The sequence below is a fragment of the Acinetobacter towneri genome, assembly GCF_001758345.1.
Taxonomy (GTDB): Bacteria; Pseudomonadota; Gammaproteobacteria; order Pseudomonadales; family Moraxellaceae; genus Acinetobacter; species Acinetobacter towneri_A.
The window spans coordinates 1-15,631 of record NZ_MKQS01000019.1; the positions used below are offsets into that span (position 1 = coordinate 1).

The window sequence follows — 15,631 nt, forward strand, 5'->3', positions numbered from 1 at the left end:
TGAGTAGGATCCTGCACGGCACCCTCATGATGGCTGAAGATCCTGATCCAACGACTGACAAGGTTGGCATTAATACTATGTTGCAGTGCGACCGAAGCGATCGAGGTATTAGGATTTTTACAGGCATTGACAATACTGAGTTTGAATTCTTTGCTGTATGTTCTGCGTTTTTTAGCAACAGGAGGTGTTGCTGAATATATATCCATGTTCATGGATTAAGTCCCCACTTGTTTTTAGGTGGGAACTAAATTAAGGCTTATAGGATCGCTTGGTAAGGCTGTGTTAGCCGGATGCTTACAGATTAGGCTTGAATGAGTTGCGTCAACTCATCCACATAGTCCTGCATTGGGCGTGGGTTTTGATCACGACGGCTTTCAATATTTAAGCGTAATAAAGGCTCGGTATTTGACGCACGCACATTAAAACGCCATGCCCCAAAGTCTAGACTCACGCCATCGGTTTGATCAATCGTTGGGTTTTGGCTGGCATAATGCTCAAAGATTTTTTGGATGGTGGCTTGAGTATCGGCCACTTTAAAGTTAATTTCGCCCGAACATGGGAACTTGGCAATCATTTCTTCGACCAGACTGGATAGTGATTGTCCTGTTTCAGACAATACCGAAACTACCAATAACCATGGAATCATGCCGCTGTCACAATAGGCAAAATCACGGAAATAGTGGTGTGCACTCATTTCACCGCCGTAAACAGCATTGTGTTCACGCATTACATCTTTAATAAATGCATGCCCAGATTTAGATTGAATTGCTTCACCTTGATATTGCGCGACCACATCAAAAGTATTCCAGACCAAACGCGGGTCATGCACAATTTTTTCGCCTGCTTGTTTGAGCAAAAACGCCTGTGCCAATAAGCCAACAATATAATAACCTTCAATAAACTGGCCTTTTTCATCGAATAGGAAACAGCGGTCAAAGTCACCATCCCAAGCAATGCCCATGTCGGCTTGATGCTGCAATACGGCATCGCGGGTGCTATCACGGTTTTCCACTAAAATTGGGTTCGGGATACCATTGGGGAAAGTACCATCGGCATCATTGTGAATTTTGACAAACTCAACAGGAATATTCAGAGCTTTGAATTTTTGCTCAATCGCATCGACCACATGTCCTGCAGCGCCATTGCCTGCATTCATGACCAGTTTCATTGGGCGAATTTTGCTAGGCTCGATATACGTCATTAAATGTTCAATAAATTCAGGCAAAATATTGTAGTTTTGGGTGCTGCCTTTGTGTTCAACAGGGGTGAATTTGCCTGATTCTGCCAAAGCCTGAATGTCTTTTAGACCAGTATCGGCACTAATCGGACGTGCATTCTCACGTACCAGTTTCATGCCGTTGTAGTCCATGGGGTTATGGCTGGCAGTTATTTCAATGCCCCCTTGCACGTCTAAATGAAAAGCCGCGAAATAAACTTCTTCTGTGCCTGTCATTCCCAAGTCGAGCACATTGACCCCTGCATCATTTAAACCACGAATGGTGGCCTGCTTTAAGCCTTCGCTGCTAAGGCGAATATCGCAGCCAATCGCAACGGTTTTGGGTTGGTAAATTTGTCCGTAAGCACGACCAATTTTATAGGCAATCTCTTCATTGAGTTCTGTGCCCAATTTTCCGCGAATGTCATAGGCTTTAAAACAGGTTAATGTGCTCATGTATTGTCCTAAATATTTGGAGAAATCGTATTGCTGCCTATGATAATCGAACTATGTGCAATGTGCTGTAAAGAATAGAAAATCAATTGCTTGAAGATGTTTCGGTGGGTAGGTTTTAGAGATGAGAAAATATAAATCAATAAAAAAAGCCCCAGTCATTTAACTGAGGCTTTTAGAATCTGGAGCGGGAAACGAGACTCGAACTCGCGACCCCAACCTTGGCAAGGTTGTGCTCTACCAACTGAGCTATTCCCGCATGCGGTGTATAATACATGATGAAAAAATAGGGTCAATCATTTTTTGCATGTCATTGTACTGACTGAATAAATAAACAACATTTTTAGAAAAAATAGCAGTCATCAGCCCAAATTTTTTTAAAGAAACTGCTCAAATCCTAAATTGAAGAATCCTCATGGCAAGATGCTGCGAATCTCACAGAAAACGTTATACTTCTGAGAGTTTTTAAAAACCACGCGGGGAAATACAATCATGAGTTTAGAACAACAGTTGCTACAACGCTTAGCCGTTTTCAATCCAATCCATTTGGAAGTGGTGAATGAATCTGCAGGTCATGGCGGTTATTTCCCAGGCAAAGAATCCCATTTTAAAGTGGTGATAGTCAGCGATGCTTTTCAGGGCTTACGTTCGGTACAACGTCATCAAAAAATTTATGCTGCTGTAGGTGATTTACTCGCGCCAAGTAAAATTCATGCCTTGGCAATTCATGCCTTTGTCTCGTCTGAATGGCAGGGACAAGACACTACTAGCCCAGAATGTGCTCATGCACCAAAAACATCGTAATGGAATGAAATACATGGAAAATTTAGGAATGCTGAACACCATTCACGTTGCTGCAGCTGCTTTATTATTATTGGTGCTGTTTGTACGGGGCATGACTTTGTTTAAAGGCACACAAAATAACTCGCCTAATCCTAAAGCGCGGACAGTCTTTGTGGCGTTGCAACATTCAGCACTCACGCTGATTGTGGTGACAGGTGTTATTGCTTTGTTTTTAAAAGACTTTCAAGTCGAACCGTGGTTTTATGCCAAAATTATTTTGTTTTTGGTGATGCTGTCATCTTTAATCAAAGCGTATAAAAAAGATGACCGTATTTTGTTGATTCAACGTCGTGTGGGTTGGGGCTTAGCGCTAGTCGCATTTTTTGCCATTTTAGGTTTGGTGATGTTAAAGCCAAGCTTTGGCTAATTCAGCAGGTCATATTGTAGATGTTGCTTGTGGCTGCAAACTCACGGGCATTGAGTGTATGCAAATATTGGCAAGAGATCGTTTGCATATTTGAGCATTGGCGAATTGTTAGACATAATTTGGCAAGAATATTGACAGCTCAGTTAAACTGAAGTGATGTCACAACAAAAATTGAAAAGAGGGGCGGCAATGCGCACACGTGTGGTGTTTAATCAGAAAGGTGGTGTTGGAAAATCCAGTATTACCGTCAATTTGGCTGCAATCAGTGCGCATCAGGGTTTAAAAACCTTGGTGATAGACCTCGACCCGCAAGCCAACTCTAGCCAATATTTATTGGGTGATGATGCTACTTATTCTGCCGATAAGCCTGCGCTTGAACCTAACATCGAAAATTATTTTGAAGAAGTGTTGGGTGCAAATCAATCCAAAGGTTTATTGGGCAATGCCTTAGGTTCAATTTTAAAAAACCGCAGCAAAGGTTTAGAAGCCTATGTGCATCAGTCGCCATTTAAAAATTTGGATGTGATTCCTGCGAGTCCGCAATTGGGTGGCTTGGCACATGCACTTGAATCGAAACATAAAATTTACAAGCTGCGCGATGCCTTGCAACAATTGTCCGATCAATATGACCGTGTATTTATTGATACTCCGCCTGCGTTTAACTTTTTTACGCTCTCTGCCTTAATTGCGGCAGATCGGGTGCTTATTCCGTTTGACTGTGATGTGTTTTCTAAACGCGCCTTACAAAGCCTGATTGAAAATGTGCTGGAAACGCAAGATGATCACAATGCAAACTTGCAAATTGAAGGAATTGTGGTGAATCAATACCAAGCACAGGCCAAGTTACCGCGTGAAGTGGTGCAGCAACTCAAAGATGAAGGTTTGCCTGTTTTGAATAGCATGTTACCGCCTTCGGTATTGATGAAAGAATCACATCATAAAAATTTGCCATTAATTCATTTGGCAACAGATCATAAATTGACGCAGGCCTATCAATCGTTGTTCAATGAAATTGAGCAAGCGTGATACAGAGGTAGACATGAAAACATTTGCAATTGGTCTTGTCGCGGCAAGTAGTTTATTGCTGGGGGCTTGTGCGACTACAGTGAAACCTAGTTACGTGTCGCCTACACATTATCAGGCTTTGAATTGCCAACAATTACAAAGTGAATATAACCGTATTCAGCAATATATTGAAAGCGGTGTCGAAACGCCGAAACGTACAGGCGTTGGTGTGGGCGTGGGCTTAGGTGGTGGCTGGGGCAGCCGAGGTGGTTGGGGCGTTGCACCGAGTGTTTCGGTCAATATGGGACAGTCATCCAACACCAAAAGAACAGAGTTGGCACGTCTTTTAGGTGAGCAAGAAGCCATTGTGCAAGCAGCAAAATTTAAAGCTTGCCCGATTATTGTTAAACTCAAACCCGCAACATCTTAATTTTAGGGTTTGTGAATATTTTGTCTATGGTACTGCCATTTGTGCAGCACCATTGCTTAAAAAAAATGTAGCAATATAATTCAAGATTGATTTCTATCTAATATTTTATAAAACAAAAACTTAATTTTATTTTTGTTTTATTTATGCACTTGGGTCAGCCCTGACAGATAGAAAAACTTGTCATTTTTAATGGCTTTCATATAAGGTGTGCTCCTATTTTTTGATTTGCATGCTCTGGTGTTTATGATTGAAAGTTGGCTCTTTGTCCTAGCAATGATTGCGGTCTTGATGATTCCTGGCCCGACCAATGCACTATTGGCAAGCTCAGCCCACCAACAAGGCATTGCCAAAACCAGTTTGCTGATTCCCGCAGAGTTTTTTGGTTATATGTACGCCATTAGTTTTTGGGCATTATTCATTCATTTGAGTGCGCCTATTTGGCCTTACTTGATTGATATTCTGCATGTTTTAAGTGCAGGCTATGTATTTTGGATGGCTTTTCATTTATGGAAGCAGTCACATTTAGAGCAACATTGTCAAAAACACTCTACCATTCGCCCCGCACGATTATTTTTTTCGACTTTTAAAAACCCGAAGGCCTTGTTATTTGCTGCAGGTATTTTTCCTACAGAAACTTGGGATAACCCGACCAATTTTGCCATGGTCTATCTCTTATTCGGTCTGGTTTTATTGCCGACAGCGTTATTTTGGATGTCTTTTGGGCGGGCTGTTTTGGCGCTAGAAACCAATAAAGTAACGGCAGATTTATTATATAAAGGCTCGGCTTTGCTGTTGGTGGTATGCATGCTGCCTGTCGTAGCACGTTTTTTCTAAAGATTTAGAGCTCAATTTGCTGAGCTGAACAATCATCTCACTTGTTTTGAATAGATGAGGGCAGCGCTGTTAAATAGGCTTGCCCACAGAGTTATACAACTTAAGCAGGTTTTTTCTTGAGTTTTTGGCGAATAAAACCAATCACCCCAGGCAAAACACTTAAAATAATAATGCCGAAAATTAAATAGGTGAAATTGTCTTTCACAATTGGCATATTGCCAAACAAATAACCGAGTGTAATAAACGACGCGATCCAGCAAAAAGCGCCAACCACGTTATAGGTCAGGAAGTATTTATAATTCATGCTGCCCGCACCTGCTACAAAGGGTGCAAAGGTACGCGCAAAAGGCACAAAACGCGCAAAAATAATGGTTTTTCCGCCGTGTCGCTCAAAAAACTTTTGGGTTTCGATCAAATGTTTTTTATTGATAAAACGTGATTCCAGTTCAAAAACCCGTGGTCCGATATATTTACCAATGTGATAATTTAGTGTGTCACCCAGTACCGCAGCAGTAAACAATAAAATACCCAAAATCCAAGGATCCATCACTCCTGTCGATGAAGCTAGTGCGCCTGCCGCAAACAATAAACTATCGCCAGGTAAAAACGGCATAACCACCAAGCCTGTTTCCACAAAAATAATCAGGAATAAAATAGCGTAAATCCATACCCCATATTGGGTGATGAATTCGAGCAAATGCTCATCGACGTGCAAGATAAAATCAATCAGTTCCATGGGAAAAAACAAGCGAAAGTGTGCTCAAATCCTAGCAGTCTAGACGTTGAAAGTCAGTATAAAAAGTAAATAATTATTAGAGGAATTTAGGAGTAATTAATTACACTCTTGAATATGTTCTAAAAATGCAACAGTTTATCTCACTTGGGCGGATCATCTATAAAAAAAATATCCAGATTCTGCATTGTCTGAATAGTGTGCGCAAGGCGTGGAAAAATGCTAGAATAGCGCGCTTAATTCGTTTGCCTTTCATAGTTGTTTGTCATGACTACCAATACTCAAATTACTGAAGATCGTATCCTGATTCTGGATTTCGGTTCGCAATATAGTCAGCTCATCGCACGTCGTGTGCGTGAAGCGGGCGTATATTCTGAAATGTATGCCTACGATATGTCGGAAGCAGACATTCGGGCATTTAATCCAAACGGTATTATCTTATCGGGTGGACCTGAAAGTGTTCACCAAGCGGGTAGTCCACGTGCACCTGAAATTGTATTTAACTTAGGCGTACCTGTATTGGGGATCTGCTATGGTTTACAGACCATGTCAGAACAATTGGGCGGTAAAGTTGAAGCGGGTGCAGTGCATGAATTCGGTTATGCCGAAGTCGATATTTTGGTACGTGACAAACTGATTGGTAACTTGCAAGACCGTGAAAACCAATTACACGTTTGGATGAGCCATGGCGATAAAGTGGCACGCATTCCAGAAGGCTTCCAAATTACTGCAAGCACGCCAAGCTGCCCAGTGGCGATGATTTCTGATGAAACCCGCCGTTTCTATGGCATTCAGTTCCATCCAGAAGTGACACACACTGCTAAGGGTGCAGAGTTATTGTCTAACTTTGTACATCAAATTTGTGGATGTCGCGGTTTATGGACACCAGAACACATCATCGATCTGCGTGTAGAACAATTACGTCAGCAAATTGGCGATGAAAAAGTATTGCTAGGTTTATCAGGTGGCGTAGACTCTTCTGTGGTTGCTGCATTGTTACATAAAGCCATTGGCGATCAATTAACATGTGTGTTTGTAGACAACGGCTTATTACGCTTGAACGAAGGCGATCAAGTGATGCAAATGTTTGCAGAAAACATGGGTATTCGCGTGATTCGTGCCGATGCAGAACAACGTTTCCTAAGCGCGTTGGCAGGTGAAGTCGATCCTGAGAAAAAACGTAAAATTATTGGTCGTGAATTTATTGAAGTCTTTGCCGAAGAAGCGCGTAAACTCGATGGCGTGAAATTCTTGGCACAAGGTACGATTTACCCAGACGTGATTGAATCTGCAGCCAGCAAACAAGGTAAAGCGCACGTGATTAAATCACACCACAACGTGGGTGGTTTACCGGATGATTTGGCTTTTGAACTGGTTGAACCTTTGCGTGATTTGTTTAAAGACGAAGTGCGTAAACTCGGCACGACTTTAGGCTTGCCACACAGCATGATTTACCGTCATCCATTCCCAGGTCCAGGTTTGGGCGTGCGTATTTTGGGTGAAGTGAAAAAAGAATATGCTGACATTTTACGTCTTGCAGATGACATTTTCATGCAGGAATTGCGTGCAAGTGGTTGGTATGACAAAACAGCACAAGCGTTTGCGGTATTCCAACCTGTGAAATCTGTGGGTGTCGTGGGTGATGGTCGTCGTTATGCATGGGTGATTGCACTTCGTGCCGTAGAAACAGTGGACTTTATGACAGCACGTTTCGCACACTTACCGTACGATTTAGTTGACAAAATCTCTACCCGTATCATGAATGAAATTGCAGACGTTTCACGTGTGACTTACGACGTATCGTCTAAACCGCCTGCAACAATTGAATGGGAGTAATTCAGGGATTTCGGACAGCACTGCTGTCCGCCTGAATTACGCCAAGCGCTATGCGCGCGGCAGTCGGGGTTTAAAGCAGCACTGCTGCTTGCCAGTTTTACGCCATGAACCCATTTTAAAGCACGGCTTTTTAAATGGGTGCAAGATGCCCGCGACAGTTGGGATTTCACGAAGCACTGCTTTTAAAATAGGTGCAAGATACATGTGATAACAGGTTAAGCACCGATTTTAAACGCACTCTAGCCAAAAACCCAATAAATGAGCACTTAATGTGCTCATTTTTTATATCAATTAGATCATTCAGGATTTAACTTCTTTTTTAAAATCGGTTCGGGTGGCTCAGACATTCCTACATCATAACTGATCACGCAATTACGTCCGCTTTGTTTGGCTTGGTAAAGTGCGAGGTCGGCTTCCTTAATCAACAGTTGTAAGTCAGTTTGTTGTGGTTTTAAACTCGATACACCAATCGACACGGTGAAATTAAAGCACTTATTGCCTATACATATTTGATGCTGTGCAATTTTTTGTCTTAAACGCTCAGAAATCATCATTGCTTCATCTAAACTGGTTTCGCTGAGCAGAGCAATAAACTCTTCGCCACCAAAGCGTGCCAAAATATCTTTACGACGCATTTCTTTACGTGCAATTTCAGCAATATTTTGCAGCACCCGATCTCCAACATCATGCCCATAGGTATCATTAATATGTTTAAAGAAATCTACATCAAACATCAATAAACAGCTCGAATTCGATTTAGGCCATTTGTGAATTTTATGTTCCGCCATGTGCACAAATTGCCGACGGTTATTCAGTTGTGTCAGTTCATCGGTATGGGCTAAGGCTTGCAGGGTATGGAAATTCCAGTCATCCAGCAAACTGCGTAAAAAGTGGTGACGCGCATTGAGGGTATTGCTCCAGCTAATATACAAACTGAGTAGCCACATGGGGATATAGACCACCATAAAAATGAGTGCATCTTGTAGGGTTGTTAAGGAGACAGCACTTAGAAAAATCAGCACACTCATGAGCAATGAGTTATACAGTGCAGGTCGGAAACGTACCTGAATACACAGATTGGCCATCACCACAAAAATAACCGCAGCATAAAGATAGTAGCCGACCCATGGACTGTGTGATTGCGACAAAATATAAAACCAGACACCGCAACACAGTGTGGCGCTGATGGGTAAGATTAAATCTAAAAGCTGAATGTCTTTGACATATTTAAAACAAAAATAATTACCTACCAATGCAAGAGTTACGGCAAACACACGAATAATGCCTGAAAGCAGACTGACGTCTGGAATCACAAAATAATCGACAAAGAAATACAGTAAGAAAACCATTTGCCCAATGTAATTGACCTGACGTAAATAACGACGTTGATGTAAATATTGGTATTGGTCAAAGTGGGCTTCAAATTTTGGTGGGAGAGGCGCAGTCGGATGCTGCAATGCTGTTTCAATTGCCTGTCGGTTTTCCAGATCGCATTCAGTCACTTTTAATAATTTAGCTGAAGCTTCTTGGTCGCTTAAAACTTTCGAATGAAACTGTTGCCCCATTCGAGCTTTCACAGACATTACGATATTTACCCAAAATAACAACTTGCACCCAAATTATGCCCAAAATGTTGAAAAATTGACCTCCCTAAATTTGGGTATTTTCTGCATTTTTTTAAATTATTGGTCAAAACTGACAATTCAGTCATCTATTTGATTAGCACGTACTTGTGCAACAAATAGGGTCTTGCTCTTGAGTATCAATTTAGCGTATTTAATAGTAAAAGAATCAAAAGCTTTAGCTTTAAGGAGCACAGGATGAGCAATAGCAACTATACCGAGCTCTCCAATTCAGACGATTGCGACAAGTACGTAAAGCAATTTATACAGGAATATCCGCTGCGTAATGCTGAAATTGGACAGGGGACTTTAATTAAACGTGCCCTACCGAGTCGACATAAACGCATGATTGGCGCATGGTGTTTTCTAGATCATGCAGGCCCTGTGAGTTTTCCGCAAGGTGAAGGTTTAGATATTGGTCCACATCCACATATTGGTTTGCAAACTTTTACTTGGATGATTGAAGGGACAATCATGCACACCGATAGTTTGGGCACCAAGCAGCTGATTCGTCCGAAACAGGTCAATTTAATGACCGCAGGTTATGGCATTTCGCATACCGAAGTTGCACCTGAAACTGAAACCCATATGCATACTGCTCAGTTGTGGATTGCATTACCTGATGATCAGCGCAATATGGCACCGCGCTTTGACCATTACCCTGACTTGCCTGTGGTACACCAAGATGGTTTGGAATTTACTATTTTGGTGGGTGAATTTTTAAAAACGACATCACCTGTACGCGTGCATAGTGACTTGCTCGGGGTGGATATTAGCGCAAGCACATCGAGTAAAACCCGTTTAGCACTCAATCCTAAATTTGAATATGGTTTGATGATGTTAGCCGGAACAGCAACATTGCATGGGCATGAACTGACCGATGAAAATATGTTACTGCTTGAACCTGGGCTGACTGAAATTGAATTGCATGTGCATGCAGGTGCACGGCTATTACTTTTAGGTGGTTTGCCGTTTGAATCGCCCATTTTGTTATGGTGGAATTTGGTCGGAAGAACCCATGAAGAATTAGAACTGGCTCGGGAGCAGTGGGTCAATCAAGATCCGCGTTTTGGTTCAATTCCAGATTATGACGGACCACGTTTAGAAGCACCGACTTTTCCCGCAAGAATTCGGGCATCGAGTTGACATACTCCCCGACCTAAAGGACGGAGATTCCTACTGCTAGACGCTCATGTCCGAGCGCAAGAATATTCAGTGCGGAATTTACATCCCGATCATGGAGCGTACCGCACTCCACACACTGCCATTCTCTTATTCCAAGTCCTGCTCTACCTTTCGGACTACTATAGCGTGAGCCACAGCACGAGCAAGTCTGGGTGGTATAGGCTTCATTGACCTCTTCATACCATACCCCTGCGTTCTCGCATTTATACTTGAGCATGGTTTTTAGCGCAGAAAACCCTGTATCCAAAACAGACTTTGCCATCTTGGTTTTTACAAGTTTTTTTGCACTCAAGTCACCTACAACAATCAGTGCATTGTCTTTGACAAGCATAGTGCTTGCCTTATGCAAATGATCTTTACGACAGTTTGCAATCTTAGCGTGTAATGCACGTACACGCTTTTTATTTTTTGCTCGTTGAGCAGCAGCTAATTTCTGTTCGTACTTGCGATAGAACTTAGGATTTGAAATGACTGTACCATCAGAACAGGTAGCAATATCTTTTAAACCTAGATCAATACCTATGGCTTTGCTTGACGTTGGCTTAGCTTGCTTTGGTGAATCTATAACAAGACAAACATACCAACGTCCACGACTATCTTCTACGAATGAGCCTGTTTTGATATTGTATTTACTTAATCCGTAACTATCCCATAGTTTAAATTGATGTTTACCATATTGAACATAGCCATCAGCATATTTGATTGCAACCTTTTTAAACGGTATCCAACCTAATGAACGTCTAGCTGATTTTTTATTACTGACACGCCATTTTAGTTTTGCTTTTTTGAATTGCTTGCGTCTTGTGACCAATTCTTCTGTCACTGCCTGAATAGTTTGACTGTGCAAGTTGCATTCTTTCGATGTGCCTTTGGTGTATTTTGCAATATCGTATGCTGAAAAGAATTGTTGTTTTCTTTGAAGATGTTTAAAACACAAATCATTGACATAATTCCAGACAAAATTTACTTCGGATGCTAACTGATTTAGCACCTTGCAATGTTTGTCTTTTATGCGTAATTTGAGTGTCTTCATCCAATTATTTTAACAATATTTTTCTTAATAGTGACTATAGTACAAGTATTTAAAAAGACATTTCGTGTCGTTAATATGGTTTACTCCAGTCGCTTATATCCTCGTGCTGAACCACGAGGTTTTACGCTCCAGTGGATAAATTTTAGTAAAGTAGTTTGAAAGAGGGAAAGCAGCTGACAAAGATTGGAAAAGTACAGCTACACAGTTTAGAGACAGCCTAGCAAAGTCAACTACTGTAAAGCGGACAGCATCAATTTATTGTGGATGGGCCTGAGTCTTTGGGTGATCCTGATATAGGTCCCGCTGCTATGATTTGCTTTGTAGAGCTCTACTCACCTGCACTATGATTACCTTGCGTATGTAATCACAGCATAAGAGATTAGATGTTAGCAAATTTCAAGTTGAGGCTCATTTACGCAGTATGGAGACTCGTACTGAGTTTGGTTAAACATAGGTTGAATCCATCTCTTACAAATAGCCCTCTAGGACAGATCTTTTTTTATAATGTTGATTCAAATATAAGCGTACAATCACTCAAAAACATAGGCAATAAAACAAAATAGGACGTTTTATGATTACTTTACACCACCTTGATCAATCCCGCTCTTTCCGCATTTTGTGGGCCCTTGAAGAGCTGGGCTTAGACTATGATATCAAGTTTTATCACCGTCAGCCCAATTTTAGTGCGCCCGATGAATTGAAGCTGATTCACCCATTGGGTAAAGCGCCAATTTTAACTGATGCAGAGCAGACCATTGCAGAATCTGCAGTAATTTTGGAATACTTGCAGCAGCATTATGATTTGCAAGCGCAGTTTCAACCGCAGCAGACTTCTGCACAGCAAGCCTATCAATACTGGATGCATTATGCCGAAGGTTCATTGATGCCATTGTTAGTAATGCAGTTGGTATTGACCAAAGTGCCACAGCAAGTGCCATGGTTAGTTCGACCAGTGGCAAACAAAATTAGTGCAGGTATTAAAGCAGGATTTATTCAACCTCGTTTAAAAGATCATATTGCCTATTTGGAAGCTTATTTGTCCGAACATGATTATTTTGCAGGCAATTTTTCTTTTGCTGATATTCAAATGAGTTTCCCGCTTCAGGCACTGCAAAGTCGTACAGGGCACCGTTATCCAAAGATTGCGGCTTATTTGGCACGTGTAGAACAGCGTCCTGCATTTCAATCTGCACGCGAACGTGAGCAGCAATTATTGTAACAACACTCGTGATGTTTCTTATGCGTATAAGATTCCGTTCCTTTAAAAAAGATGCCGTGGCATCTTTTTTAAGTGATTTTAATCTATTGATAACCTCACCAGGCTTAGCGTTTCACTACAATCGAATCAATGCCACTATGCTGCAGAGTCTGCTGGGCAATCACTGCCGCTTCTGCTGAGTCATAAGGCCCTGAAATCACACGATACCATGTTTCGCCGCCGTCGGTACTTTTCACTACATCAGCAGATAAACCATTCAAAATAATTTCAGCACGACGTGCATCGGCAGCATCTGGATCGGTATAACTGCGTACTTGCAAAATATAGCTGGCTTTGACCACAGGAGCAGGCATTTCGGTTAAACCGACATCGGCTTCACTGGCAGCTGTTGCTTCTACCGCAGCAGGTGCTTCAACAATAACTACGCTATTTTGTTGCTGTGTTTCAGGAACCGCTTGCTCAGGAATAGGCGTGACCTGTTGCTGTGGTAGCAAATCATAAAAACGATAGTCTTTATTGGTATCTTCTTGATAATGCTCTGAACTGATTTGACCTTTAGGTTGCACAGGTGCCCACGGTCTCCAAAGCATTAAACCCACCGCAAAACACAACAGTACTAAAACGACCACGAGCGTGCCTAACCACGCAGGAATCAGTGGTTTTTTGGGCTTATTGGGGCGCTCAGATACACCGCGTTGCGTTTTTCCAAACACGAGGAAACCTCTTTATTGTCATCAATAGCAGAAACTTATTTTGGGTCACTTTATTTTGTATGTTGCCTGAATAAATTTAAGCAACATACGATCAAGATAAAGAATCGCTTTGCAAAGTTCAAGCATTGCAAAGCGAGAAACACATCAGTGTTGAGATCACGATCTCAAGCATTAATTTTCAGTCTTGCGACCCCTCAACGCGTTGCTCAGTGAATTACATCGTTTCAGGTGCAGAAACACCCAATAACTCTAAGCCATTGCGCAAGACTTGTTGCACGTTAACTGAAAGCAATAAACGCGCCTGAGTCAAGGCTGTATCATCATTCAGCACTTTATGCTCGTTGTACCAACCATGGAACAAGGCAGCTAATTCTTTCAAGTAGTTACCTACCTGATGCGGTTCGTGGCTGTTGGCAGCACGCACTAAAATTTCAGGGTAGGCTGCCAATTTGGCTAAAATTTCAGTTTCAGCATCTAGCTCAAGTTTTGCAGCAAATTGACGTGCCTCGGCAGCATCAAAATTGAGCTGTAATGCTGTCGCTTTTTCGAGCATACGACAAATACGCGCATGTGCATATTGAATATAGTACACCGCATTGTCTTTACTTTGCGAAACGGCTAAGTCTAGGTCAAAGTCAATATGTTGTTCAGATTTACGCATCACATAATAGAAACGCGCAGCATCATTCCCCACTTCTTTACGCAAGTCGCGTAAGGTCACGTATTGACCCGAGCGAGATGACATTTGCACCATTTCACCGCCACGCCATAGGCTCACAAACTGCACCAACAGCACGATGAGTTTTTTCGAGTCATAGCCGAGCGCGTCAATCGCCGCTTTTACACGTGAAATATAACCGTGGTGATCTGACCCCCAAATATCAATTAGGTCCGTATAGCCACGTTGTAATTTATTTAGGTGATAAGCAATGTCTGAAGCAAAGTAAGTGGTTTGACCATTACGGCGTTTCACTACACGGTCTTTTTCATCGCCAAATTCAGTTGATTTAAACCAGATATTGCCGTCTTGTTCATACAGATAACCACGTTGATCTAGGGTTTGTAGGGCTTCATCAATTTTTTCAGTCAATGATGCTTCACTAAACCATTGATTAAAGGTCACGCCAAATTCGCCCAAGTCATCTTTAATGTCGGCCAAAATTGCGTTCAAGGCCGCTTGGTGGAATACGCGATAGTCATTGCCCAAAAGGTTTTGTGAATTGAAGATCAAACCATCAATGTGTTTTTCTTTATCGCCCGATAGCACTACTTTGTTGCCATCGGCATCGGGTTCTGCCGCATATTGCACATCTTCAGGTACATTGTGATATACATCTGCAACAGGGCGAACGTGGCGTTCACCATCTTGTTTTAAAATGCTTTGTGCAATGTCTTTGACATAGTCACCTTGATACGCATTTTTCGGGAAAACTAGAGTTTGTCCAGCCAGTTCCAAATAACGTAAATAAGTCGAAGTCGCCAAAATATCCATTTGACGGCCTGCGTCGTTGACATAGTATTCACGCTCAACTTTGGCACCTGTCGCTTCAAGTAAGTTAGCAACGGTCATGCCATAAGCCGCACCACGACCATGTCCTACGTGCAGGCTTGAAGTTGGGTTGGCAGAAACGAATTCGACCTGAATACGTTTTTGCGCATTGATTTGGCTGCGACCAAAATTTTGTTGTTGTGCTTGAATTTGATCTAAAACGCTAAAACGTTGATCGGCATTTAAAAAGAAGTTAATAAAACCTGGTCCTGCAATTTCTGCTTTGCTGATATCTGCCACTTCAGGCAGAGCAGCAAGAATTTTTTCGGCTAAATCGCGCGGCTTCATACCCGCAGCTTTAGAGGCAATCATGGCAATATTCGATGCGAAATCGCCGTGGCTGCGGTCTTTGGTACGAGTTAAATTACTCGTATTGTTCCAGTCAGATGGGAGTACACCTTCAGCTTGAAGGGATTGCACTGCATGCTCGAGCGCTGCTTGTATTGCCGTATTCATATTGAGTCGAAAAATAGATGTGCAGAAAAACGCTAAATATAGCAAATTTCAAGGGCTTTAGGGGAATGCAATTGTATGCTTTATCGAATTTTGCGGTGGGTGGATCTAAAGCAATACATTGCCTGAAAAATCATCCT

The 15,631-nt window shown here is 42.0% G+C and carries 16 protein-coding genes and 1 tRNA gene; 8 read left to right on the plus strand and 9 right to left on the minus strand.

Annotation, left to right across the window (positions count from 1 at the left end):
* The 3 genes from BJN41_RS10220 to BJN41_RS10230 all read right to left on the minus strand — a co-directional run.
* A partial coding sequence (locus tag BJN41_RS10220; RefSeq protein ID WP_141730344.1) for a transposase occupies positions 1-212 on the minus strand: 212 nt, incomplete at its 3' end.
* Positions 213-301: 89 nt separating this feature from the next.
* Positions 302-1,672: a phosphomannomutase gene (locus tag BJN41_RS10225; protein WP_070155013.1), complete on the minus strand. Its 1,371-nt coding sequence runs from the start codon at positions 1,670-1,672 to the stop codon at positions 302-304.
* Positions 1,673-1,852: 180 nt separating this feature from the next.
* A tRNA-Gly gene (locus BJN41_RS10230) sits at positions 1,853-1,928 on the minus strand.
* Between the two features lie 233 nt (positions 1,929-2,161).
* Between BJN41_RS10230 and BJN41_RS10235 the strand changes: the two genes are divergently transcribed.
* The 5 genes from BJN41_RS10235 (at position 2,162) to BJN41_RS10255 (ending at position 5,148) form a co-directional block, all read left to right on the plus strand.
* Positions 2,162-2,473: a BolA family protein gene (locus BJN41_RS10235; RefSeq protein ID WP_070155015.1), complete on the plus strand. Its 312-nt coding sequence runs from the start codon at positions 2,162-2,164 to the stop codon at positions 2,471-2,473.
* A gap of 13 nt (positions 2,474-2,486) precedes the next feature.
* A complete protein-coding gene (locus BJN41_RS10240; RefSeq protein WP_070155017.1) occupies positions 2,487-2,879 on the plus strand; it encodes a SirB2 family protein in 393 nt (130 codons plus the stop codon).
* A gap of 189 nt (positions 2,880-3,068) precedes the next feature.
* A complete protein-coding gene (locus tag BJN41_RS10245) occupies positions 3,069-3,905 on the plus strand; it encodes a ParA family protein (RefSeq protein ID WP_070155018.1) in 837 nt (278 codons plus the stop codon).
* Between the two features lie 13 nt (positions 3,906-3,918).
* Positions 3,919-4,314, plus strand: a complete 396-nt coding sequence (locus tag BJN41_RS10250; protein WP_070155049.1) for a hypothetical protein — start codon at positions 3,919-3,921, stop codon at positions 4,312-4,314.
* Between the two features lie 243 nt (positions 4,315-4,557).
* The gene (locus tag BJN41_RS10255) at positions 4,558-5,148 is read left to right on the plus strand and encodes a LysE family translocator (protein ID WP_070155020.1); all 591 of its coding nucleotides are present in this window, start codon (positions 4,558-4,560) and stop codon (positions 5,146-5,148) included.
* A 100-nt stretch (positions 5,149-5,248) separates the two neighbouring features.
* On the opposite strand, the gene BJN41_RS10260 is transcribed toward BJN41_RS10255, so the two are convergent.
* Complete coding sequence (locus BJN41_RS10260) at positions 5,249-5,884, minus strand: DedA family protein (RefSeq protein WP_070155022.1); 636 nt, start codon at positions 5,882-5,884, stop codon at positions 5,249-5,251.
* Between the two features lie 264 nt (positions 5,885-6,148).
* On the opposite strand from BJN41_RS10260, the gene guaA reads away from it, so the two are divergent.
* Positions 6,149-7,717, plus strand: coding sequence for a glutamine-hydrolyzing GMP synthase (guaA, locus tag BJN41_RS10265; RefSeq protein WP_070155024.1), 1,569 nt, complete (start codon positions 6,149-6,151; stop codon positions 7,715-7,717).
* Here the strand turns inward: guaA and BJN41_RS15400 are convergent.
* Both BJN41_RS15400 and BJN41_RS10270 read right to left on the minus strand, forming a co-directional pair.
* Positions 7,672-7,887, minus strand: coding sequence for a hypothetical protein (locus tag BJN41_RS15400; RefSeq protein WP_141730394.1), 216 nt, complete (start codon positions 7,885-7,887; stop codon positions 7,672-7,674). The two genes, guaA and BJN41_RS15400, sit on opposite strands and share 46 nt — an antisense overlap.
* Before the next feature lie 126 nt (positions 7,888-8,013).
* Positions 8,014-9,300 carry a GGDEF domain-containing protein gene (locus tag BJN41_RS10270; RefSeq protein WP_070155026.1) on the minus strand — a complete coding sequence of 429 codons (1,287 nt, stop codon included), beginning with the start codon at positions 9,298-9,300 and terminating at the stop codon, positions 8,014-8,016.
* 237 nt (positions 9,301-9,537) lie between these two features.
* On the opposite strand from BJN41_RS10270, the gene BJN41_RS10275 reads away from it, so the two are divergent.
* Positions 9,538-10,485: a pirin family protein gene (locus BJN41_RS10275; RefSeq protein WP_019837137.1), complete on the plus strand. Its 948-nt coding sequence runs from the start codon at positions 9,538-9,540 to the stop codon at positions 10,483-10,485.
* 13 nt (positions 10,486-10,498) lie between these two features.
* On the opposite strand, the gene BJN41_RS10280 is transcribed toward BJN41_RS10275, so the two are convergent.
* A complete protein-coding gene (locus tag BJN41_RS10280; protein WP_070155028.1) occupies positions 10,499-11,557 on the minus strand; it encodes an RNA-guided endonuclease InsQ/TnpB family protein in 1,059 nt (352 codons plus the stop codon).
* Positions 11,558-12,128: 571 nt separating this feature from the next.
* Here BJN41_RS10280 and BJN41_RS10285 point away from each other — a divergent pair.
* Positions 12,129-12,776, plus strand: a complete 648-nt coding sequence (locus tag BJN41_RS10285; RefSeq protein ID WP_070155029.1) for a glutathione S-transferase — start codon at positions 12,129-12,131, stop codon at positions 12,774-12,776.
* 104 nt (positions 12,777-12,880) lie between these two features.
* On the opposite strand, the gene BJN41_RS10290 is transcribed toward BJN41_RS10285, so the two are convergent.
* Both BJN41_RS10290 and argS read right to left on the minus strand, forming a co-directional pair.
* On the minus strand, positions 12,881-13,489 hold the full coding sequence (locus BJN41_RS10290; protein WP_019837140.1) for an SPOR domain-containing protein: 609 nt from the start codon (positions 13,487-13,489) through the stop codon (positions 12,881-12,883).
* A 214-nt stretch (positions 13,490-13,703) separates the two neighbouring features.
* A complete protein-coding gene (gene argS / locus BJN41_RS10295) occupies positions 13,704-15,494 on the minus strand; it encodes an arginine--tRNA ligase (protein WP_070155031.1) in 1,791 nt (596 codons plus the stop codon).
* Between the last annotated feature and the right edge of the window lie 137 nt (positions 15,495-15,631).